This window comes from Eubacterium sp. BIOML-A2 (assembly GCF_009680135.1).
In the GTDB taxonomy this organism is placed as follows: Bacteria; Bacillota; Clostridia; order Lachnospirales; family Lachnospiraceae; genus Faecalicatena; species Faecalicatena contortus_B.
Window position 1 is genome coordinate 60,942 of sequence record NZ_WKZK01000013.1, and the last position, 21,869, is coordinate 82,810.

28 protein-coding genes and 1 tRNA gene are annotated in these 21,869 nt (G+C 45.3%); 5 read left to right on the plus strand and 24 right to left on the minus strand.

Annotated features, from left to right (window positions below; genetic code table 11):
• Positions 1-66: 66 nt before the first annotated feature.
• Together GKG43_RS06980 and GKG43_RS06985 are read left to right on the plus strand one after the other, a co-directional pair.
• Entirely contained in the window at positions 67-528 is a 462-nt protein-coding gene (locus GKG43_RS06980) for a GNAT family N-acetyltransferase (RefSeq protein ID WP_055153973.1), read from the plus strand.
• Between the two features lie 123 nt (positions 529-651).
• On the plus strand, positions 652-1,806 hold the full coding sequence (locus GKG43_RS06985; RefSeq protein WP_055153975.1) for a glycerate kinase: 1,155 nt from the start codon (positions 652-654) through the stop codon (positions 1,804-1,806).
• A 149-nt stretch (positions 1,807-1,955) separates the two neighbouring features.
• Here the strand turns inward: GKG43_RS06985 and GKG43_RS06990 are convergent, their stop codons facing one another.
• Both GKG43_RS06990 and GKG43_RS06995 read right to left on the minus strand, forming a co-directional pair.
• Positions 1,956-2,726: a sulfite exporter TauE/SafE family protein gene (locus tag GKG43_RS06990; RefSeq protein ID WP_055153977.1), complete on the minus strand. Its 771-nt coding sequence runs from the start codon at positions 2,724-2,726 to the stop codon at positions 1,956-1,958.
• Positions 2,726-3,172 carry a MarR family transcriptional regulator gene (locus tag GKG43_RS06995; protein WP_082202820.1) on the minus strand — a complete coding sequence of 149 codons (447 nt, stop codon included), beginning with the start codon at positions 3,170-3,172 and terminating at the stop codon, positions 2,726-2,728. The genes GKG43_RS06990 and GKG43_RS06995 overlap by 1 nt, the downstream gene beginning before the upstream one ends.
• A gap of 198 nt (positions 3,173-3,370) precedes the next feature.
• On the opposite strand from GKG43_RS06995, the gene GKG43_RS07000 reads away from it, so the two are divergent.
• The 3 genes from GKG43_RS07000 (at position 3,371) to GKG43_RS07005 (ending at position 4,974) form a co-directional block, all read left to right on the plus strand.
• Positions 3,371-3,443 (plus strand) — tRNA-Thr (locus GKG43_RS07000).
• Positions 3,444-4,171: 728 nt separating this feature from the next.
• The gene (locus GKG43_RS22890; RefSeq protein ID WP_087148825.1) at positions 4,172-4,342 is read left to right on the plus strand and encodes a hypothetical protein; all 171 of its coding nucleotides are present in this window, start codon (positions 4,172-4,174) and stop codon (positions 4,340-4,342) included.
• Complete coding sequence (locus GKG43_RS07005; protein ID WP_055153979.1) at positions 4,342-4,974, plus strand: hypothetical protein; 633 nt, start codon at positions 4,342-4,344, stop codon at positions 4,972-4,974. The genes GKG43_RS22890 and GKG43_RS07005 overlap by 1 nt, the downstream gene beginning before the upstream one ends.
• 49 nt (positions 4,975-5,023) lie before the next feature.
• Here the strand turns inward: GKG43_RS07005 and GKG43_RS07010 are convergent, their stop codons facing one another.
• The 22 genes from GKG43_RS07010 to GKG43_RS07110 all read right to left on the minus strand — a co-directional run.
• Positions 5,024-5,968: a LysM peptidoglycan-binding domain-containing protein gene (locus tag GKG43_RS07010; RefSeq protein WP_129878902.1), complete on the minus strand. Its 945-nt coding sequence runs from the start codon at positions 5,966-5,968 to the stop codon at positions 5,024-5,026.
• Between the two features lie 31 nt (positions 5,969-5,999).
• Positions 6,000-6,227 carry a holin gene (locus tag GKG43_RS07015; protein WP_055152232.1) on the minus strand — a complete coding sequence of 76 codons (228 nt, stop codon included), beginning with the start codon at positions 6,225-6,227 and terminating at the stop codon, positions 6,000-6,002.
• Positions 6,228-6,229: 2 nt separating this feature from the next.
• Positions 6,230-6,454, minus strand: coding sequence for a hypothetical protein (locus GKG43_RS07020; protein ID WP_055152230.1), 225 nt, complete (start codon positions 6,452-6,454; stop codon positions 6,230-6,232).
• A gap of 120 nt (positions 6,455-6,574) precedes the next feature.
• Positions 6,575-6,958 (minus strand): hypothetical protein, encoded by a 384-nt coding sequence (locus GKG43_RS07025; RefSeq protein WP_055152228.1) that lies wholly within the window; start codon positions 6,956-6,958, stop codon positions 6,575-6,577.
• 417 nt (positions 6,959-7,375) lie between these two features.
• Positions 7,376-8,107 carry a collagen-like protein gene (locus GKG43_RS22895; RefSeq protein WP_173020085.1) on the minus strand — a complete coding sequence of 244 codons (732 nt, stop codon included), beginning with the start codon at positions 8,105-8,107 and terminating at the stop codon, positions 7,376-7,378.
• 298 nt (positions 8,108-8,405) lie between these two features.
• Positions 8,406-8,666 (minus strand): collagen-like protein, encoded by a 261-nt coding sequence (locus GKG43_RS07035; RefSeq protein WP_055152215.1) that lies wholly within the window; start codon positions 8,664-8,666, stop codon positions 8,406-8,408.
• A 13-nt stretch (positions 8,667-8,679) separates the two neighbouring features.
• A complete protein-coding gene (locus tag GKG43_RS07040; RefSeq protein ID WP_055152214.1) occupies positions 8,680-9,225 on the minus strand; it encodes a collagen-like protein in 546 nt (181 codons plus the stop codon).
• Entirely contained in the window at positions 9,200-9,400 is a 201-nt protein-coding gene (locus GKG43_RS07045) for a hypothetical protein (protein ID WP_173020086.1), read from the minus strand. The genes GKG43_RS07040 and GKG43_RS07045 overlap by 26 nt, the downstream gene beginning before the upstream one ends.
• On the minus strand, positions 9,384-9,524 hold the full coding sequence (locus GKG43_RS22905) for a hypothetical protein (RefSeq protein ID WP_173020087.1): 141 nt from the start codon (positions 9,522-9,524) through the stop codon (positions 9,384-9,386). Before GKG43_RS22905 ends, GKG43_RS07045 begins: the two co-directional genes overlap by 17 nt.
• An 8-nt stretch (positions 9,525-9,532) precedes the next feature.
• Positions 9,533-11,677: a phage tail protein gene (locus GKG43_RS07050; RefSeq protein ID WP_055152210.1), complete on the minus strand. Its 2,145-nt coding sequence runs from the start codon at positions 11,675-11,677 to the stop codon at positions 9,533-9,535.
• Complete coding sequence (locus GKG43_RS07055; RefSeq protein ID WP_055152208.1) at positions 11,677-12,387, minus strand: hypothetical protein; 711 nt, start codon at positions 12,385-12,387, stop codon at positions 11,677-11,679. The genes GKG43_RS07050 and GKG43_RS07055 overlap by 1 nt, the downstream gene beginning before the upstream one ends.
• A 1-nt stretch (position 12,388) precedes the next feature.
• Positions 12,389-16,534 (minus strand): phage tail tape measure protein, encoded by a 4,146-nt coding sequence (locus tag GKG43_RS07060; RefSeq protein ID WP_055152206.1) that lies wholly within the window; start codon positions 16,532-16,534, stop codon positions 12,389-12,391.
• Positions 16,535-16,592: 58 nt separating this feature from the next.
• A complete protein-coding gene (locus GKG43_RS07065) occupies positions 16,593-16,763 on the minus strand; it encodes a hypothetical protein (protein ID WP_154253309.1) in 171 nt (56 codons plus the stop codon).
• Positions 16,764-17,012: 249 nt separating this feature from the next.
• Positions 17,013-17,435: a hypothetical protein gene (locus tag GKG43_RS07070; RefSeq protein ID WP_055152204.1), complete on the minus strand. Its 423-nt coding sequence runs from the start codon at positions 17,433-17,435 to the stop codon at positions 17,013-17,015.
• A gap of 4 nt (positions 17,436-17,439) precedes the next feature.
• On the minus strand, positions 17,440-18,036 hold the full coding sequence (locus GKG43_RS07075) for a major tail protein (protein ID WP_055152202.1): 597 nt from the start codon (positions 18,034-18,036) through the stop codon (positions 17,440-17,442).
• On the minus strand, positions 18,037-18,384 hold the full coding sequence (locus GKG43_RS07080) for a hypothetical protein (protein WP_055152200.1): 348 nt from the start codon (positions 18,382-18,384) through the stop codon (positions 18,037-18,039).
• Complete coding sequence (locus GKG43_RS07085) at positions 18,381-18,806, minus strand: HK97-gp10 family putative phage morphogenesis protein (RefSeq protein ID WP_055152198.1); 426 nt, start codon at positions 18,804-18,806, stop codon at positions 18,381-18,383. Before GKG43_RS07085 ends, GKG43_RS07080 begins: the two co-directional genes overlap by 4 nt.
• Positions 18,793-19,113 carry a hypothetical protein gene (locus GKG43_RS07090; protein ID WP_055152196.1) on the minus strand — a complete coding sequence of 107 codons (321 nt, stop codon included), beginning with the start codon at positions 19,111-19,113 and terminating at the stop codon, positions 18,793-18,795. Before GKG43_RS07090 ends, GKG43_RS07085 begins: the two co-directional genes overlap by 14 nt.
• The gene (locus GKG43_RS07095; RefSeq protein WP_055152194.1) at positions 19,100-19,384 is read right to left on the minus strand and encodes a hypothetical protein; all 285 of its coding nucleotides are present in this window, start codon (positions 19,382-19,384) and stop codon (positions 19,100-19,102) included. The genes GKG43_RS07090 and GKG43_RS07095 overlap by 14 nt, the downstream gene beginning before the upstream one ends.
• Before the next feature lie 160 nt (positions 19,385-19,544).
• On the minus strand, positions 19,545-20,711 hold the full coding sequence (locus tag GKG43_RS07100) for a phage major capsid protein (RefSeq protein WP_055152192.1): 1,167 nt from the start codon (positions 20,709-20,711) through the stop codon (positions 19,545-19,547).
• Between the two features lie 24 nt (positions 20,712-20,735).
• On the minus strand, positions 20,736-21,407 hold the full coding sequence (locus tag GKG43_RS07105) for a head maturation protease, ClpP-related (protein ID WP_129878903.1): 672 nt from the start codon (positions 21,405-21,407) through the stop codon (positions 20,736-20,738).
• A partial coding sequence (locus tag GKG43_RS07110) for a phage portal protein (protein ID WP_129878904.1) occupies positions 21,382-21,869 on the minus strand: 488 nt, incomplete at its 5' end. The genes GKG43_RS07105 and GKG43_RS07110, both read right to left, overlap by 26 nt.

Here is a 21,869-nt window from a genome sequence, read left to right on the forward strand (position 1 = left end):
TACGTTCTTTTCAAACAAACTCAAATGTAACATAGAAAAAATTTTATATTTTGTGAGGTGTAAGAGATGCAAATACAAGAAGTTTTTGATCAAAAAGTTAAGTCCGATATATGCAATATTATTTTGCGTGAGTTACCCGATTGGTTTGGAGTTGAGGCATCTATTGTTGATTATGTTAGTAAAGTCAAGACGATGCCTTTTTATGCAGTATTTGATGAGCAGACTCCTGTTGGATTTGTTGCGATAAAAATTCATAATACATATACGGCCGAGGTATGCGTCATGGGTGTTATCAACAGGTATCAGCGTGGCGGTTTAGGCACAAGACTTATATCGGCTGTGGAAGAATATTGTTGTTCCAACAATTTCGAATTTTTAACCGTTAAAACATTAGCCGATACCGTTCAATATGAACCCTATGAGAGAACCAGGAGATTTTACCACAAGATGGGTTTCGTGCCATTAGAGATTTTTCCACTTCATTGGGATGAAGAAAACCCATGCCTGTTTATGGCTAAAAAGCTATAGTCCACTATGAACAAAATGGGTATATTCCGTATGTCTCTGCTTTGCGGCAAAATGGCATTCTGCTGCGTAACTATTCGTCTAATCAATCAATAAAAATTATATTTCAAATACGGAGGTTTTATTATGAAGATAGTAGTTGCTGTTGATTCTTTTAAAGGCAGTTTAAGTTCTATGGAAGCCGGACGTGCGATCCGGGAAGGTATTCAAAAAGCCAATCCTCTAGCAAATGTGATTGTCAGACCGCTGGCGGACGGAGGCGAAGGCACAACCGATGCCCTCATAGAAGGGCTGGGCGGGGAGCGCATAGAACTCACCGTAACAGGCCCTCTGGGCGAACCGGTATGCGCCTGTTACGGATATCTGAAAGAAACCCACACCGCCATTATCGAAATGGCCTCTGCCGCCGGGATCACCCTGATTCCAAGAGACAAACGAAATCCAATGGCCGCCACCACCTACGGTGTAGGAGAACTGATCAAAGATGCGGCAGAAAAAGGATGCCGCAATTTTATCATCGGAATCGGCGGAAGTGCAACCAACGATGGCGGAATCGGCATGCTCCAGGCACTTGGATATGAATTTCTGGATGAGAACGGACTTGGTGCAGGCCAAGGCGCCCAGGCCCTCGCCGGAATTACCAGCATCTGCAGCGATCACGTCTTACCATGGCTGTCCGAATGTACTTTTCAGGCCGCCTGCGACGTAACCAATCCCCTTTGCGGCAGCAACGGCGCCACATACATATACGGCCCGCAAAAAGGGGTTACCGAAGAGATGAAGCCCTTACTGGACGCCGCCATGGACCATTTTGCCCAAATCACCGCTGACAACTTTGGCGTCAGCCACGCCGCCGCTCCCGGAGCCGGTGCAGCCGGAGGCCTCGGTTTTGCCCTCCTCAGTTACCTGAACGCCCGTCTTACCCCCGGCATTGACCTGATCCTGAATGCAGTCCGCCTGGAAGAAGAAATGAAAACCGCAGACATCGTAATCACAGGAGAAGGCCGTCTTGACAACCAGACTGCCATGGGTAAAGCCCCCGCCGGAGTGGCCGCCCTCGCCAAAAAATACGGCGCCAAAGTTCTGGCATTCGCCGGAAGCGTCACCCCGGATGCACGTGCCTGCAACAGCGCCGGAATAGACGCCTACTTCCCCATAGTGCGTGGAATTACCACCCTGGAAGAGGCCCTCATCCCGGAAAATGCTGCTCAAAACCTTACAGACAGCACAGAGCAGGTCTTCCGCCTTATAGAAGCACTGTCAAACCACAGCTACAAATAAAAAGGAACTGCCCTATGTGAAATTTACATAGGGCACGACAACTAAACCCCCACAAACGAATCGTCAATTCACGCACATCTCCCGTTCCCTCCTGTTCCGCTCCCGAAGTGCCGGCTTTCCCGTCCGGATGCCGCACTCTGGCGGCTCTTTTAGAAAATTTTCACTGCAATCATCGCAATCCCCAGCACAGACAGAACAATCCCTGTAGCCCGGTTCAGAGTCTTCGCCGGGGCTTTATTCGCAAATTTAGCCGCTAATCTCGCGCCAATCAAAGTAAACAGAATACATAACACAAGGGCAGGTATATCCGGCAGCCCGCCGCTGATTGAAAAATGGGATACGGCACCTGTAAAAGCCGTAAATGCCATGATGAAAACACTCGTCCCCACGGCTGTCTTTAATTCATATCCCAGAATACTTGTCAGCATCAGAAGCATCATCATGCCTCCGCCTGCACCAATAAATCCGCAGATAAATCCGATCACGATTCCGCACAGAATTGATTGGATAATTTTTGTCCTGACGCTTTTTTCCGCCTGCTTTTCTTTTGTCGTCATCACCGGTTTTACGATAAACTTAATACCCAGAAGCAGTGTCATAAAGACAGAAAAGCTTCCCATTGTCGTATTCGGAACCAAAGAAGCGATATAACTGCCGAACAGGGTGAATACCAGGACGGTAAGGAGCATCACGATCCCGTTTTTGATATCCAAGTTTTTATGTTTTCCATATGTATAAGCAGAGACTGCCGATGCAAGCACATCAGATGCCAGTGATATTCCCACCGCTTCATATGCATCAAATCCCAGAAAAGTAATCAGCATGGGGGAGATCACTGCCGCCGCAGAAAGTCCCGCCAGTCCCGTTCCGATCCCGGCCCCCATTCCAGCGGCCAGACAGACAAGTATCTTCACTATCATCATTCCTCACCTCGTTTCATTGTGTCCAGATTACCTGATATACGATAGAGAATTTTAGCAAACATCTGTTTTTCTTCACTCGTAATCCCCCTGAAAACCCGCTCCATAACCGCGGCCTGTGCCTCCAGCGCTTTTTCAAGCGGCCCGGCTGCTTCTTTTGTAACCTGCAGATGGCTGATTCTTCTGTCTTTATCGTCTTCCCTGATTGAAAGCGCCCCTCTCTTTACCAGCAGTTCAACTGCCTTAGATACATAAGATTTGGCTATATGGCGGTACTCCACGATATCTCTGGCTGTATCGTACTGAGGATTATTATGAAGAAATAAAAGTACATCCACTTCCACTTTACTCATGCCGTACCCGGCCGCAACCGCATTAATGCTTCCGCTGTACAGCTTATTGAATTGATTCGTAATAGATAAAAATTCACTTGTAGAAATCATCATTCTGCCTCCTGATTGATTAGTTTAACTGACCCGCTCACGCAAAACATAGTTCACTCAAGAACTGTTCTTCAATGAACTATATTAGCATAAAAGAAAAATTTGTCAAATGATTTTAAAATAATAGACGTTTTAAAAAAAACAGTTGAAATTCATAGAAAAAAGAGATATAATAATCAAGGTTCGTCTGACGAGCCACAGGCTGGAATAGCTCAGTAGGTAGAGCACTTCACTCGTAATGAAGGGGTCGTCGGTTCAAGTCCGATTTCCAGCTTTCGTAAAAAAGGCCGCAAACCCGGGGTTTTCAAGGGGTTGCGGCTTTTTTTAGCGGTTTTTTTGAATCGAACATGTTTTCGAGAAATCCTCAAAATTCCTTAAATATACCCAGAAATTCCGAAAAGTTTTAGTCAAGTTTTAGTCAGAATAGGTGTCTTCAACTCCTTATATTTAAAGGCGTTGAAGCACTTTGTGAAATTTTTTTTAGTCAAATTGGAAAATTGGCTAGAAAACAAGGGTATTAGTGGACAAAAGACACATTTTGTTGCTGATTAATCGTCGATATGTTAGAATGATTATGAGATTGGAACTACTCCTCAAAATTAGTTCCTTTCCCACTACATTCTTGCCCGGGGCCTGATGGTTCCGGGCAATACGTTATTTGTTTCTCACTAAATGGACTCTCAATTTTAATTCTTACAAACGCTATGTATATAGACATAATCTGAATCTAGATTTAGTTGCAATATGCAATGAACTGTTGCACATTTATAGTACTTTGTATTTTCTTTGTATAAACAGAACATATTTTCGTATAAAAATTTGAAAATTATTTGTTAACATTTCATCAAAACTATTGATTTATCCAAAAAAATGGATATAATAAAGGTACATGAAAGAAAACTATAAGATACATTAAAGTATATTAGAGTATATCTTTTTATGTAATAATTGTGGTGAGGAATTGCAAAAGTTGTGTCATAAAGTATTTAGGAGGTGACGAGTATGGCTACAAAAAGCATATTAAAAGATGTCAATATCAAAGACAAACGACTCGCCCGTACATTTGTAAACGCTTTAAGTGAGGCGGAAAACACTAAATATAAACCTGCACAGCTTTCACGAAAATGCAAAGAAATTACAGGCGATAAAATTAAGGAGTTTTTTGGAAAATAGTGAACTTATCAGATATTACTCCAGCAACACATTTTGTAGAATTTAATTTAAGCGACATAGTAGATCAATTAGGAGAGGATGAAGCTAAACGTATCCTCTCCTCTTTTTCGTGCCCACTTAATTTAGACGTTGAACATTTTCTAAAAACAAAAGCCATAGAGTTTTCAAAGAGAGGTTTTTCTAAAACGCATCTAATTTATTGGACAACAGAAGATAGTAGCGAAAAGGAGCTGGTAGGGTATTACACTATATCCCCCAAGGTCATAACAATCCAAAGAAGTGCAGTAAACAGTAAAGAAGCCAGAAAGTTAAGAGAGCATGGGATTTTTGATGAAAAGAAAAATGAATACACTGTATCCGCTCCCCTGATTGGACAATTAGGGAAAAATTATGCAGATGGAAATGATTCACTTATTTCTGGTTCGGATTTATTGCAACTTGCTATAGAAAAAATAAAAAGTGCGCAACATGATATAGGAGGGCGATTTGTATACCTTGAATGTGAAGATTGTCCTAAGTTAACAACCTTTTATGAAAGTAATAATTTTAAGCAATTCGGTAAGAGAAATTTAGATAGAGATGAAACAGATATAAACGGACATTACTTATTACAATATTTCGTTATGCTTTGATACATAAAAGAACAGCCCGGAATCCTGATGGACCCGGGCTATTATTATGCTATCCTAATTTGATCACCTGTCCCGGATGGACCAGGTTAGGGTTGCTGATCCCGTTGATCTGGGCCAACTTCTGATAAGTAGTATTGTATTTGGCTGCAATGCCGGAGAGCGTATCTCCGCCCTTGACCGTATATGTCTTGGTAGCTGCCGCCGTCCCGTCGATCTTGAGTACCTGGCCCGCGTAGATCAGGTTAGGGTTGCTGATCCCGTTAATGGCGGCTAAATGCTGGTAGGTTGTCCCGTATCTGTTCGCGATCTCTGACAGCGTCTCGCCACTCTTGACGGTATGGGTTTTGGCCGGCTGTGGGGCTGGAGCTGGGGCAGGCGTTGGCTTTGGAGTGCTGGGCTTGCCGGATCCGCCTTTGATCTCTGCCGGAAGGTCCCTATAGCATTCGTTCATATCTACATTGCCGCCGATCCCGGCCACCCGGCCAGTGCTACTGTACTGCCACATGTCCTTATTTTTACCGTTATAATCGCACTGGCTGTTGTACTGCGCGATCCATTTCGTAAATCGATCCAACCCCGGCAGGTAATTATTCCACCAGCTTAAATTTGCATAGATTCCGCACCAGTAGCCGGCAGCCTCTATAATGTCACCGAACCTCTTTGCACGTTCCACAGCTCCGGCCTCTGTCCCGGCGTGCTCCAGATCCAGGTAGATCGGGTAAGACAGCTTGTAGCCTTTTACGCAACGTAATACATGCTGGGCCTCGGACTCTGCCTGGGCCATGCTGGTTGCATAGCTATAGATATATGTCCCGAATGGGATCCCCAAGCGGGTACACTCATCTGCGTTCCGTTTCCATTGCTTGTCGTCCTGGCTGGCGATATTGTCACCATACCCGCAGCGGATGATTACGCCCTCCACTCCCGTGCTCTTTACCTGATCCCAGTTAATGTTCCCCTGATGCTCACTTACGTCAATAATTAATCTATTCATATTCGATCTCCTTCTGTTAAAAAGAGGACGCTTATTCTGCATCCCCTGAATCTGTGTTATTGAGTTCCGGCAGGCCGGCCAGAGAAGTCAGTACCGACGCTACACCGGCCAGTGCTGCTGTCCCGATTACTGTCAACCAATCCACCTGCGCGATAGTTGCAGCCGCAGGAAGCAGCGCCACCGCCGTCTGTGCAGCTGTTTTTAATGCTCTGATTCCCGCTTTCTTCGCCCACCCAATCCAATACTCTCTGTTTTTCATGATTATTCCTCTCTTTCCGCATAAAGCTCGTCCAGCCGGTGGTGTGCCGACTTTGTAGACTGCTCAACGATTATCATACGTTCCACTAGGTTATTGTGTTTTTTAACTTTTTCTTCCAACTGCTCAATCCGGTATGTAGACAGCTTGTTCGCCGTCATAATACCGGCCAGGCTGCCGACCAGCGTCCCGATCAGTGAGCAGATGGCTACTGCAATCTCTGGTTCCATCAAGCCCACTCCCCTACTGTTCTGTTTTCATTCCTGCCTCTACCGCAGCTCTCCAGAGCGTCGGTACCTCTTCTACTGTGATTAATCCTTTTTCAATTCGAGTCAAATAAAATTTAACCATTACTGTATACCTCCTTCTACAATCGTGCTCACCACATCCCCTAAATCGGTTATGGCCCCGTCCTGTACTTCTTGCCCGGCCCGCAGTTCTTCAATTGCCAGTTCCACCTCTGTCTTTTCGCGGATCGCAAACGTGGCCTCCACTCTGTCTCCCACGATGTCCACAGTCCGGAACAACGGACTCTCCAGCTTCATATCGGCATACTCTCCAGTAATTGTATCGCCTGTCTTAAACTTGACGCTATCCATGTTTCCCGGAGCTGTCAACGCTGTTGCAATAACCCCCAACGCCGTAAAATCTGTTGCGGTTGCCGTAATAGCTCCCAGGCTGGCTCCTGCCTTAATCTCAATCTCGGTGTTGTCTGTCAAAATAATTTTTTCCATTCTTTATTCCTTTCTGCCGGATACGCCTCCGGACGGGCAATAAAATAGGACTGCATTTGCAAGTCCTGGTTAAAAAGTTCCATATTTAATTGTTCAACTAAATAGCAATTTGAACGGAAGTACTACAATCCTGAATAAAAACTACCTTAATGTTAATGCGGCTGTAAAAGCTGGAGTTAAATATCTAAGGTGTAGCACAGTACCGAATGCAGCAATGAATGCGGGCACAAGCTATAGTGTCGGTACTCTCCCAGAAAATATGAGGCCTACATATAAAATCTCTCAGGAAATTCTATGTGGAGGGGGCAATATAATCCGTCTTGATATTACAACTGATGGTGCTTTTACGGTTGTTCCGTCACAAGCAATTCCCATCACGACTGGGATCAACATCAATTTTGCTTTTATATAAAATAATTATTTTGATCGGGCCACGAAAGTCTCATTAATATTTACGCCGACCCCCGTTGCGGCTGCTGTTGTGGCTGCGTATGTCACTTTGCCGTCTACATCGATGGATACCCGGAATAACCGATCTGCGGTGCCAGCGCCGAGTACATATTTAATGACTTTGTACGGCGGCCGGTATGCTTCTGGCAGAGTGCCTACCGCCAATTCTGCATTTGCAGGCACATCTTTTACAATCAGGCCACTACAATGCAACTGTACTGTCCGGCCGCTTACGATTACATTAGTAGTTGGATAGTATGTGGATACCGTCAGATCAAAAATCGCAGCGTTCAAATTGCTATTTAGTTCATCAATTCCGGACTGCAGTGTCTTCCCCATCCTTCCATCCAGGACGGTATTTGCTGCCGTGGTTGTTGCATTATTAACGACTGCACAGAATGCAGCCGTCCCCAAGTCCGCAAACCACTTTTTGATCTTTCCGAATATCGTGGAGCCTGTATCCCCGCTTTCTATGTTAGCCCGGGTGGACGCCTGTGTAAATGTAGCTATGGAAGTATTGATATTTCCAGCGGGCCCCTGCGGCCCCGTTGCTCCTGTATCGCCTTTTGGACCTTGGGCCCCAGTTGCTCCTTTTGCCCCTTCTGGTCCCTGCGGACCGGTATCCCCCTTGGGCCCCTGTGCACCAGTATCCCCCTTCGGACCCTTGACGCTACCTAAATCAACCGTTGATGTTGCCATTTCAATACCTCCTATTCATATGTGGCTATCAGATGCCCGCTTGCATTAATAGAAAACGTCGGAACAGCACCAGTATCCCCTTTTGGTCCCTGCGCTCCCGTGTCACCTTTAGGGCCTTGTGCGCCAGTAGCACCTTTTGCTCCGGTTGCCCCCGTATCACCTTTCAATCCCTGCGGCCCCTGAGGTCCTGTAGCACCGGTATCACCTTTTATGCCCTGCGCCCCTGTGGCTCCTTTTATATTTCCTGTTTTAGCCCAGCTTCCCGTGGATTTACTGTAAACATCGAAGTTCGCAGTGTTTAAAAAAAGTCGCCCGTCTTCCCCTGCGTAGTTGGAGCCGTTGTTCCAAAAAGCCAGGTTGCCCCGTCAGCTCCCTTAGCTCCCGCAGCTCCCTGTGGTCCAGTGGCACCAGTAGCGCCCTTTGCGCCAGCGGGTCCCTGTGGCCCCGTTGCTCCCGTATCGCCTTTTGGACCTTGTGGCCCCATTGCCCCTGTTGCGCCTGTTTCTCCCTTCGGGCCCTGCGGGCCTATAACACTGCCTAAATCTAATGTTTGTGCCATAATCATTTCCTCCTTATGATAAAGTGTAAACCAGCCGTCCATCCTGTATTGAAAATGGCGGCGCCGGTTCATTGTCATTGTGAACTAACAGCAAATGCCCTTCTGAGTTAACGGACATTGCGAAGCATCCAGGGTTGAGACTTGTAATAACAGCTGCCCCTTCGTTTCCTTGCGGGCCAACCGGCCCCTGAGGTCCTTGCGCCCCAGTATCTCCCTTTTCCCCCTGTGGACCGGTATCTCCTTTAATCCCCTGTATTCCCTGTGGACCACGCGGCCCTATAAAGTCCCCATTATCCAATTTAGATTGGACAGTACCGGCTACCTCCGAAGCTGTTTTGGCCGCAGAATCAGCAAGAGCTGCCTTCGCATTCGCATTTTGAGCAGCTGTATCGGCCACGGCTTTAGCCGCTTTTGCCTGCGCTGCAGACTCTGCCGCCGATGTTGCGGCATTCGTGGATTCGGTATTTACTTTATTTGCTAAGGAGACCATGCTTCCACGCACCTCTTCGCCATATACGGCCTCTTGAAAATTCTTAATCTCCTTGCTTATATCCGCCATCTAATTCACCTGCCTTTTCCCATTCTGCCCGGTCTTGAGCATACTCCTGTTTCGCCACTTGGCTCACACCGGCCAGATACTCTCCGAGGAGCATTTCCAACAAAAAAGGCGGCAGCTGAGATTCAGCCACTACCCTATTCAGATTTGTTTTAAATTCATCAATTCTTACTGTCACTGGTTTTGGCTTCTTCTGTTCCTGATTCTCTTTCTGCATACAACGCTCCTTTCATATCTACAGTGGTCACCTCTGCGTCCTGTGCTATTTTAGGTTTTTCACCCTCTATTATTTTTAGCTCCATGTATTCTCCTATCTTGGTGCAGATGTAATGATTCCATTGCTCACTGTTATTCTGCTGTAGCTCCAGCCGATACCACCATCGCCATTGTCATGTATTTCGGTTATAATTGGGATCTCCCCTGACCAGCCTAAGTACCCGCCGGCCTGAAGGCTTTCTACTTTCACATTTCTGAGTGTCCAGTTATGCATGTCTATGTCGCATCCGGCATGGAGTCCCTGCCTGGAAAAAATACTATTCGCCCGTGAGAACGTCCACATGGTTGTATATTCACTATCATTTGGAGTTTCCAAATAGGCAAATGCCATATACTTTCCTTGGTAATCAAGATCAAAGACCAGGCCCTTGTGAGCAGGATTTTGTTTCCACTGGTTTGTCCCTATTTTCCCGACATAGTATCCGTCTCGCCAGAAATGATTCCCGTTTTGGTCGAATGCCGATCTTTTCTTGCTGTCAGTAACTCCATTGTCATATATGGCTATTTCCCCGGGATTGATCTGGACGTATTTACTATTACCATTAAATCCATACAGGAAGAAGTTGTAATACTGCTGCATGTATGTTCCGAACTCTCCCTTAGATACCTTGGTCTGCACTAAATCGGATGTAACCTTTATGGATGCCGCAAGCTCAACTTCTTGTCCAGTAGCCCGCTTGACTTCTGCAGAAATGAGGTTTTCTGCGACTTTAAATTTAGCAGTAATTTCAGCGGTAACTCCCGCCTTATATTCCACCGACAAAGCCTCCGCCTGTACAGATCCGGCTTTTATACGTTCCCCTATAATAGTTCCGTCTAATGTCATGCCTACTGTATACGGACCGTTAAAACCGTTATGCGATCCTCCAATGCCATACTTGTTGAACTGGAGCACATTTTGGGCATGTTCTTTATCTGGTGCATCCATGATTAAGGTACGGAGCCAGTGTTTCTCATCATCATATTCTTCGATTTTATAACCGCCTTCACTTCCTGTCATCATCTGCGTCAGGTTATCCACAGCTGACTTCATCCAGTCTGTTGTAATACGTCGGTTTTCTTCTTCCTCTGCATTGATCTGCTTTTGTGTATCCGCTTCATGCTTGGTATACGTTTTTATCTGCTTATTTCCAAGCTGCAGCTTATTCTTCGAAGGCTCATGCAGAAAAATTCTCATTGACTGGACAGGAAAAACACGATCCATCCCATATGGTTCTGCATAAGCATGGATCCTGTCTCCCAGTCTAAAATCTTCATATTCTTCCGGATCTAGCATTGACAAGTCTAGTGCCCGAATATCTAACACCATAGCTTCATACTGGTTATCCCTTAGCCATACTTCTCCCTTTTCCTTTAAATTTTCAGGAAGTGTCACGTCTTTCCATTTCACAACTTTCCTATTCCACCCGAAACGCTCTACTGCTCCAGGAATGTATAGATAATCCTTTCCATTGTTTACGGAGGTAATATCAGTATAACCTTCAAGCCCTTCAATTGGGCTCTCATCAAGCCTTGCTCCCAAGGGTATTATAGCTGTGGCGACATCTGCAGCTGAAAGGTTCTCGGCATAATCAAGCAGGTTTTCCCCAAATTCTATCGGTTGACTGCTGTATTTCCCATATTCTTCCAGTGAAATCCAGTCAAGGTAACGCTTTCCTTCTGACTTCCTTATTCGCAAATATCCGCCCAATTTTTTAACCAGCTTCTCCCTTATGGCATCCAATGTACTTTCACGGTCTGTGAACCTGTATATGCTGTCATTGCTGTCATGTATTGTCACAATCCCCGTATAAAACTTTTTCCGTTCTTCCACTTGGGTATTGTGGATATTTAACCAAGTATCCAGCATCTGGCGTGGTGACAAATCATGGTACACTGCCTGCGGCTGAATTGAACTGGAGAGGAAAGCAAGTTCTCCAACAACAAAGCATTCTTCCAGACTATCAGCATCCTTTTCACATTCAATCACCTCGCCGTTAAAGATCTCTTCGCCGTCCTTTAGTACCTGTACCATGCTCTTCTTGTTCAGGATACTTCCATATTCAGGGTTTGATGGAGGAAGCAGAAACTCAAAAGATCCTGCATCATTTAATGCAAGATCTAGTTTCGGCTCCAATATGACGCATTCTTCATCTCCCGGGTAATCTAATATTCTCCCATCAAGGTACACCTCATACATTATAAACTGCCTCCTCGGTATTCAATTATCACTATACCTGTTCCCTTAAAGACCAATAGGATTTCATCTGTTCCGCCGATTTTGATTTGAGGGAACCTGTTCCTACCTGTGCCAAGGGCATATTCTTTTCCTCGGTACACCACTTTTAGACCTGCTGACTGAGATACTATAAAAACAGGTACAGTTAGCATATCCCCTTTTGGTATCCTGATGCTGTTGTCAGTGGAAGTTATAACTTTCTCACCTATATACCTTATTACCCCGGTCTGAAAATTGAATATGTCAAATATCCAAGGCTCTTGTGATCCCAGAATCTCATATTTATAAGGCTCAGTGTGTATCTCCATCTTAAATGTACCTATCCTGGCTACTTTTTCAGCATCATCTGGTATATATGCACGCCCCTTATAGAAGAATCCTGCATCATCATCAAATATAATTTGAACCTGTTTTCCGTGGTATGTATTCAGAAATCTTGTAAAAAAACTTCTCCATTCGCGCTTTTGCTTCAATCCCCCAAGCTCCAAATTAATCTCCCTGTTCTTATAGCTTACGGGACCGTTCATTTCCGTTAAATCTAAATCTTTTCCGCCATGAACAGAAATAAATGTATCATTGACTTCCGGCGGGCTTATTATATCATTGTTTTCAATGTGCAGCCCCCAGTCGCGCAGAAGATGCCTGCCGTTAAGCGTTGCGCTCAGTTCCATATCATCTCACCTTCTCTCTGTTCAATGCCCGCATCATGCCCGAGTTTGCGGTTTCCATGACTTCCTCTCTAAAAGCCCTCCTGCTTGGATACATGTAAGTCTGTTTATTCACAAAATCCTGCAGATATGGAAGATATTCCTGCAACAACCCGATAATGTCTGAATCGCTTCCTGTCCAACCACTGAAATGCGTCTTTCCAGCCTCAGGAATCTCCATGCTCCTGCGTATTGTTTCATTTACCTGCCCCATCTTTTTCTCATATCCAATACCAAAGCCTTCGGCTGTATAGCTCCCAATTTCCTCAAATACCTTGGAGGGGGAACGGACATCCAGCCTAGACCGGGCCTCCGATACTGCATTCGCGCACATCTGGGCTACTGCATTAATCACATATGATTCACCAGCAGATATACCATCTGACAGCCCCATCGATACATTCCAGCCTTCATTGTACAGCGTCCATCTATCAAGGCCCGTGTCCTGCGCAGTTCTAGAAATGTTGTCTACTTCTCTCCGTACGTCGATATCGCCTGATCTTATGCCTGATGACAATCCTGTGGTAACCTGCCTGCCGACCGGGCTGAAATTATTAGCATCCAGCTTGTATCGTGCAGTTGAGTTTGCTTCAGTTCCAAGCATGTTAACGCTATTCAATACTCCCGGTTTTCCGTAATTAACACCTTCCTGAATCCCGGACGGAACCTGTCTTCCGACTTGTGAAAAGTTCGCTGAATTCAATACAGCCTGTGCCGTTGTAACGGTTTGCTGCGTCATTGCCTGCATAGCTGCCATTACTTGGCTTTGCGAGCCGCTGATCCCGCCAGTGAGCCCTGAAACCACATCTTGTCCTATTCTGACAAATACCTGTGATGGAGAATGGCTTTCCAGCGAATCTTTTGCACCCGTAGTCAGCGTATCACCTACAGACTTTCCAGCTGTTTTTGTCTGCTCAAGGTTCTGCCCTATTCCCTGCACCAGCCCCTGAACCGAATCTGCGCCCAGCTGAGTCATAGCCGCGTTTACCTGTTCTTGTCCTCCATTCAGCGCAACAGTATACTCCTCAATCATTCCTTGCACACTGGCGTTTACGCCTTCTTTCATATCAAGCGACTGAGACCACATGTCGTTCGCCTGCTGCAGCTGCTCATCCGTCATATCAGCAAATGCCTGCACATAAGTTGACCCTTGAGGCCCCATCTCTGCCAGCTTTTCCAGAATCCCTTGGTTCACGCCTCTGTCTGCAAGCATAGCCATATTATCAGCCCAGTTCGTTACACCCTCAATCTGCCCCTGCATGTTGGCCAGGAGTTGTTCACTGGATATTTCTGTCCCTGCATTGAACTCATCAAACATATTCATCTGGCTCTCAAGGACTTCTGAAACCTTTTCCTGCATCCCGGTATAAGTCTCAGTTATCGTCTGGGCTGCTATGCTGTTTGCGTCCGCTGCCGCTGACATCATCTGGCTATTCCGATCCGCTGCAGCCGTATTCTCATCCGTCTTCCCTGTTATCAGGTCTAATTTTATCCCATGTTCTTCCAGGTAAGCTTGAGTTGCTTCCAATTCAGCCTGGATATCCTGCTGTTTCTGCTTATTGTTATCTACGGCTTCGCTGTTTTCATCTTGTGCCTCTGACAATTCTTTGAAACTTCGGTAATAATCCATATTACCTGTTGTCAGCCCATTCATAAGGGAACTAATCTCCGTCATTGAGGAGATTTCTTTTTCATTATTCTCCCCTCTGATCTCAGCTTTCTCGTCTTCGAGCTTAATGGCTTCGATCTCAAGCTCGGAACGTTTCTTTAAGAGCTCTATGGCGTATTCCTGGGCCGCCTGCATTTCAATTTCTTCCTGCTTTTTCTCCAGGTATTCTTCAAGGGCCTCGCTAGTCATATTCAGTTTGCCTGCCTGCTCATCATAGGATAGGTTCAGCTCCGGCATTAACTGGTTCAGCTCTGCGATATATCCCCTCAGCACTTCCGTCTCCGCGCTGTTCAGGTTTGTTTTCCCGGACAAGTCCTCAATCTTTTCTGCAAGCCGGCCGGCATACTCGCCCTGTGCTTTCATCTCGGCTGTGCTGTCCGCGTAAGATGTAACAAGCTCTTCCGCCGAATCTGATACCGCATTTGCGGAATCGCAAAGCCTTTGGTTCTGTTCGGATAGTCTTTTTACTTCATCTGTTGCTTCGCCTGCGGTTTTAGCATATATTGCTAAGGCTGTCCCTGCGGCAACAACCGCTGTCGCCACTAGGATTATTGGATTTGCTTCGCAAACCGCATTAAAAATTGCCTGGGCTACAGATGCCCCTTCCGTGGTGGCAGTATATATTCCCTGTGCAGCTGTCGCAGTCTTTGTAGCCGCCTCGTATAAACCTACGGCTGTGGTTGCTGTCTTAAATGCGGCCACTCCAGCTCCTACACCGCCTAAGAGTGGGAGAAGCGTATCCATATTGTCTATTACGAGATCTAGTCCCTCTTCCATCAATGGCAGCGCCTCCTCAACAATAGGTGTTGCCACTTCGGTCTGAAACTTCTTCCCCAGCTGCTGGAATCGTGCTTCCAATGTATCATATTTCACATTATTGATCTCTTCCATTGTTCCTTTTACGTCATCATAAGCATGATTCGTCTTATTCAATGAAGTGATCACTTTCATTGCATTATCTTCACCCAAGGCACTCCATGTCGTGCTCGCAATGGTCAGTGCCTGCTGCTTATTCTCCGTCTTATCTAAATCATTAATGACAGAATAAAATACATCTTTCGCTGTCGCCTTCCCTGTTTTAAATTGATAGAAAAGAGTTTTTGTCCCTTCGGAAAAAGAATCAATATTTTCTTCAATCCTTCCATCCGCTAGGGATATACTGAATTCCTTTACGAAATCGTTAACCTTGTCTAGGTTATGAGCACCTGACTGCAAGCCGTTATCCACAATAGCAAACATTTCCTTTGCTGAAAATCCTGCCTGGCTCCATAATTGGCTGTATTCCGTAATGTTGTCAGCAAGCTCACCGGATTTGTTCAGCCCATTCTGCGCTCCCTTAGCCATCAGGTCAAAGGCTTCCTCTGATGTCAGCCCCATGTTCTCCACCAAAGCATCGACACCCCGGATAGTCTCGCTTAAGTCCATGTCGAAGACATCCCTCATGGCAATTCCATTCTCTGTCATTTCCTGTAGCTTTCCTGGATCAAGCTCACCCGTATATTGTTTTACCAACGCCATAGACCTTGCAACATCATTGATGTCATCCCCGAAATTATTGCTATGGATGTCATTCATGACAGTTTTATACCGCTGCATCTCCGCTGTTGTCGCGCCCGTGCTGGCTTGGAATTGATGCTGAGCATTTTCCAAGTCCTTTATGGAAGCTGCCGCTCCACTTACAGCATCCTTTACAAGATTTACCACAGTATTGCCAAGGTTTGTCTTAACGATAGTCCCAAAATCAATCGTTATTTCTTCGGCTTTTTTTATTTCTTTGCCGAACGCATCAATGGAAGTTGCGCATTTATCCGTAGACTGCTCTGCTTCCCTCTTATACGCAGCATTTTTGTTCACTGCAGTCGTTGCCCTTATAACCTGCGCTTCTGCAGTATTTAGTTTTGCCTCCCAGTCCTTCACGCGGTTTCCTGCAGACTGGTAATTCTGTTCCCCTTTTGATATGGCATCACTAACATCCTTAAGGGCTGCTTCTTCCTTCTTAAGTTCATCTGACAGGGATTTTACCGTAGCTTCCTGCTGCTTAATTTCGCCCTTTGAAGCCTCGCCAGATTTCTTCATTTCATCCAGCTTCTTAGTCGCACCGGCATAAGCCTCTTTCAGCTCTTCTGTCCTTTGCGCATGTTCCTGCTGTTCCTTCGTAAGCACATCCAGGCCGACGCCTACTTTTTCATAGCTCTGTTTAGCATGGTCAAGTCCTGCCCGGACCGCTTCTTCCTTATTCTTCTGCTCTTCCAAAACTTTTATCAGGACTTCATGCTTCTTACTTAGGGATTGCAGAGAGTTTTCCTGGCCTTCACACTGTGCCTTGACAAGCCCCATTTCCGACTTTAGGGAAGAGAGTGATTTATTGCATGATGTGACGTTCTGCTTAAATTCCTTTTCTCCGTCCAGTGCTATGATTGCCCCTATCTTTTTTGCTGCCATATCTTTTCACCTTCTTTTTATGCAACAAAAAACCACCTACCTAAGAGTAAGTGGTTTTTTATTTTCTTCTTTTAATTGTGATAATTGGGATATGCCTGGCCTTCTTATATACCGCCCACACTATCATTACAATCGCTACGATGATTGCAATTTCTGGGATCATTATGATAGACACTAAAACCAACACCCAGAATACAAGCTTCAATATTAACTTTGTACGGCTACTCACAATGCATCCCTCCTTTACCTGTATTATACACTATGCAGTCCTACAAGTCCAGCAGGGAAGTCTTTGTTTGCTCACGAAATAGGCCTTTTCCTACCCGCATATTGTGCAGCCATTTGAAATGGTAGAATATCTCTTCCCATTTTCCGAGGTACATCCGAGACACCTCTTGTTCCGAATACCCTGCCTGCATCCCGATGAATACATACCACGCAAAATCCAGCGCCTGCTCTTCGATATCTAGGGATCCGCCTATGTCTGATTCTGCGTGGCTACTGCGTTTTTTAAATTGAAGCACCTGTAAAACTCGTCATGTAACTTATTTGCCAGATCAATCAATGGGACATCTACTTCTCGTACAATTTCAGCCCGGATAATCGCCCTCGGCTTTCTTTTCTCCTGATCGGCTGCAATAGCTTCCCCTTCAGATGCCATCCATACAAGCGCATCATTCACAGCCTTCACGCTTGGAAACTTCCCATGAAGGATCGGCTTACCGTCAGCATCCTTTTGCGTGTTGCCCTCATCATCCACCTCAGGCTCCCATGTGATAAGCCCCTCTTCGAACTTCCCTATGCTCCCATATGCATCCTGTATCTTTTCGAGTACCAGGAGGTCACACTTGATAGGATACCTTTTTCCTGACAACTCAATATAATTCAGTTCATCGAACATAATATTATGCCTCCTCTGCTCCCTGCTGTGCCGGTGCAGGCGGTTCAGTCATGCCAGCCTTTTCATCAAGCCATTTCTGAGCATCTTCCTCAGTATCAAAGATTTTTCTTTCACGCCATTCATTTTTTGCATTTCCCATTGCCTGCCCCGTGATGCTTGGCGTCTGATACTCAATGCTGTCGCCCTTGGTTTTGTAGCCTTCCTCGCCTTCCGTAAATTTAGACTTATGGATCCACATGGCGACATATTTCTTTACGCCATCCACTTTCTCAGATACATATATCCCAAACCCAACATAGTTGGACTCATCCGTTGTTTTGTCCGTAATCCCTTCGTTCGGGTTATCCGCTACCGTATGCCCAAACATCGTACTATGTGCCTGTATGGGCAGTGTGGTTGTGTTTAGCGTGATGTCCGCATATTTGAATTCCTTGTCATATTCTGCTTTCCCATTATCCCCATACAGCGAACCCTCTGCATACTGCGGGCTGATTGTTACTTCAATCGCTTTCCCACATGTGAACCCTTCCGAATATGTTGCACTCCCTGAACGCTCCGTTAATTTTGCTACTGTCGGTTTTGCCAATCCTACAAATGCCATTTATTCGTCCTCCAATCTTTCTGTTTCCGTTTCACACTCAAATATAATGTGCCGTATTTTCGTGTCGTCTTCTGTTAATACTGTTACTTCCGGATACGTGAACCCATGCTTGAACAGTGCCCTTCGTATCCTGCTTTTTTCCGCTATGAAATTTTCTGATGCCGGAAGGAAGAAATGGATTTGTACACTCACTGTTTCTTCATCCGGCTCATTATCAGAGTAAATTGCTACTCTTTCATCCACATAATTATAAGTAAAATACCTGTCTTCCTTCCCCTTATAAATGTCTGGTGCATAAGGATAGCCAAAAACCTTGATCGCTTCTATGATCTTCTGAAATGGCGTCATACTCCTGCCTCCCTATCGAACACTTCTTGCATCTTACTGATTACTGCACTTTCTGCCTCACGTACTGCTGAAGTCAGCACCGGACGCGCAGGCTCTCTTGATGTGCCAAATTCCAACCATGCCAGTTTATCCATATTCCTGACTGGCACCTTTCGCTTCCCTTTTATCTTGTGCGTTCTGCCCGTGGATTTCCCGGTAGACCTTACACACAGGTAATATCCATCCTTGCTTCTTGACGCACCAGTGCTTTTGATGGATCTATACATATCCCCGGTTTCCTGGTGTGGACGTATTTTTGCTTTTACCGCCTCCTCCAGGATGGGGCCGGCTTCTTTCAGCATCATAGGGGCAATTCTTTCAATATCCAAGGTTTCAAGCTCTTTCATAAGACTGTCAAACCCTTCTATTTCAAACTGTGCCATTCTGCCTCCTTTCACAGGAGAGAATAATCTTCATAGATTTATCCTTCCTGAAAGTCCGTTTTACCTCCAGAATATCACCCGTTGATTCATCGATCAAATGGTCTTCTCCCGCGTAATTACAGGCCATGATCTCCACATTTTGATTCACGGCGTATCCCTTCTGAGATGCTAATATTTCATCGTCCCTTGTCACATCTGTAAAGTTTGCCGGAATTCCTCTCTCATACAGACTTTCCAGTGCGGTAAATCCGTCATTGTCTTGTGCCCCGTCCCTGCTTCTGGGAAGAGATATGCTATTGTTCCACAATTTTATCCCCCTCCAATGTTAACCGGAATACTTTCTTCCGGTACAGGTCCAGATATTTCTCTGTATCAGTTCTGTCAATTCCCAGGTACGCGCTGACATAGAGCGTAATCGCCGTCAATACAGCGGCATCCTCTTCCGATTCTGCAATAGTTTTTGAAACACCGGAAGAAATCATATCCTGTATGCAGTCTTTAATATACATTTCAATATCGTTATCATAAATTTTTACATTTTCGGAAATTCCGCATCGTTTTTTTATGAGGTTTATCATGTGGTTCCTCCCTGCTGATCCAGAAATTCTTCTATAATCTCCTTTTTGACAGTCTTTTTTATGCTATAGCCAAGTTCTTCCGCCAGTGCCCTGATCTGTGATATGGTCATGTTTTCAAGTTCACTGGCGGTATAACTGCTGTCATGACGGCTATAGCTGTCTATTCCCCCACTACCGCTGCGTCATCGATCGTAACAACTCCGTTCACGAATGCAGCATCATCTTTTACCTTGCAGTCTTCGCGTTCAATGGCACGGAACAATGTCAGGTCCTCCTCAAATGCATTAAGTTCACCGGCCTGTGCCAGGTTAGATGCCACGATGGTCAAAAGTTTTCTGTCGAAGAATTTAATCCCTTCCTTCAGATCTCCGATGACGAATGGAATTTTTCGTTTCCCCGCTGTAGCCGTATCTGACGGGAAATCATTGTTCGTAATTACTTCAACCGGTACGATCGTTGCGCCGGCGCATAGCCTCATCTGCATCGGATCTGCCGGGTTCGGCTGAAGGAGGTATTTTCCTTCCGAATCTTTCAATGTATCCAGATACTGCAGCCCATCGTCGTTCGTTACGATTTTCGATGTAGACTTGAACGCCGCGCCGAGCGTTACATTCAATGCTTTTTTAATGTCATCCAGTCCAGTCAATTCTGTCTTTGCCTTTGTATTGATTATTGTCCGAATAATATTGTTCCTTGTTACCCTGGACTCATCTCCTATCCATGCAATCAACACAGAGGTAATCGCGGCGTCAGAATCGTCAAGCAATTCATTCGTGACCGGAAAATACCCTGCATATTTCGCAATCTCGTAATCCAGTCTTTCGAACTGCGGGGTATCTTTCTTCCCAATCTTACCGCCTTCCCCTACTTTGATGAATCCTGTCTGCTGGGAGCGCTTCTTAAATGTTCTGGAACCCTTGTTTGTTGTGACTGACTCAACATCAACTAAATTAATCAGGGATGCCCTCGCTTCCCTCCTTTCATTCACTTTTGTCTGGATGTCTTCCGGAACTGTATATCCACCATCGGCAGGGGTTCCTTCATTCATATTATTGGTTACCATAAATCCATTCCTGGCGGCATCTGCAAAATCCTTTATGGAATCTACTGTTTTCACTGGCTTTGCAGTCCCCGTCGCTGCCTTCTGCTGCATTCCCCCGTATTTTTCATCATCAAGATCTTTCAGCAGGTCAAATTTATTCTGGAGCTTCTTTAAGTCTTCCTTGGCCTCCATTGCCTCATCAAGTTTCCCTTCACTTGTAAGGCTTCTCACTTTGTTTTTCTGTGTGTTAATGGAATCCAGTAGTTCTAATAATTCTTTATTCATAATTCTCTCCTTCCAAAAAGCAATTCAGACACCATACATGTCCAGATCGCATATCAATTCATTCTTCAGTTTTTCATTTTCATCTGTTTCCGCTTTTTCCTGCAGGACTCTCTGCTTTATCTCTTCCGTCAATCTGAGTCCGGAATAAGAATTCGTTATCTGTATGTCAGCCCCTAATATCTCATCGGCAAATCCCATCTCAACCGCCTGGTTGGCAGTCAGCCAAGTTTCACGGTCCATAATTTCCAGGATCTCGTTAACCGACTTTCCTGACTTTTCGGAATATGACTGCGCCATAGCCGCATTCATCTCCTTCAGGGCATTCGCGTTCTTCTCGTAAAGATGGTAATCACCACTCATCCTTCCACTCATTGACACATTATGGATCATAATCATTGCTACAGGGCTGATCAGTACTTGGGCTGCCCCCATTGCCGCAACTCCAGCCGCGCTTCCAGCCAGGCTGTCTATTTCAGCAACAGAGTTTTTACTTTTCCTGAGCAGCGTGTAGATTTCCTGCCCTGCGAAAACATCACCACCCCCACTGTTTACAGTTACCCTGAGCTCTTCCCCGTCCTCCAGTGCCTCTATGACCTTCTTTATATCATTTGGGCACGTAGATTCCCATTCCAACCAGTCATAAATCCATTTCAGGTCATTGGAGATGATATCACCCCTGATTTCCGCTGTCTTCATTGCTCTCACCACCTTTCTTATACTGCTTTCCTACGTCTGTAATAGGTATGTAATTTCCGTTGACCATCAGGACGTCCCCGCCTTCCTCACAAGGCATGTCTAGGTATCCGCGGGCCTCATTCGGCGTATAAATCCCGTTATTAACAGCTTTTGATAAGTTCTCCATCTGCGTTTTGCTGTCTGTGCGCAGGATTGCCTTTTCATTAAACTTATAGAAATAACCCTCTTTTTGCTGCCTTATGGTCAGCAGTTTTGAATTGATCTCTTCTTCATACATCTTCAGCCGGTATGCCATTGTATCCACTAAAAAAGCCAGCTGCTGCGTCTCACTGTTCGCATAGCTGGACTTTTCATAATTGTTAATTTGGTTTGGCTTTATACCGAATATAATGGTCTCATAAATTAAGACACTTTTTCGGACAGATTTTAATGAATCTGATATACTAAAATCAGTATGAAAGA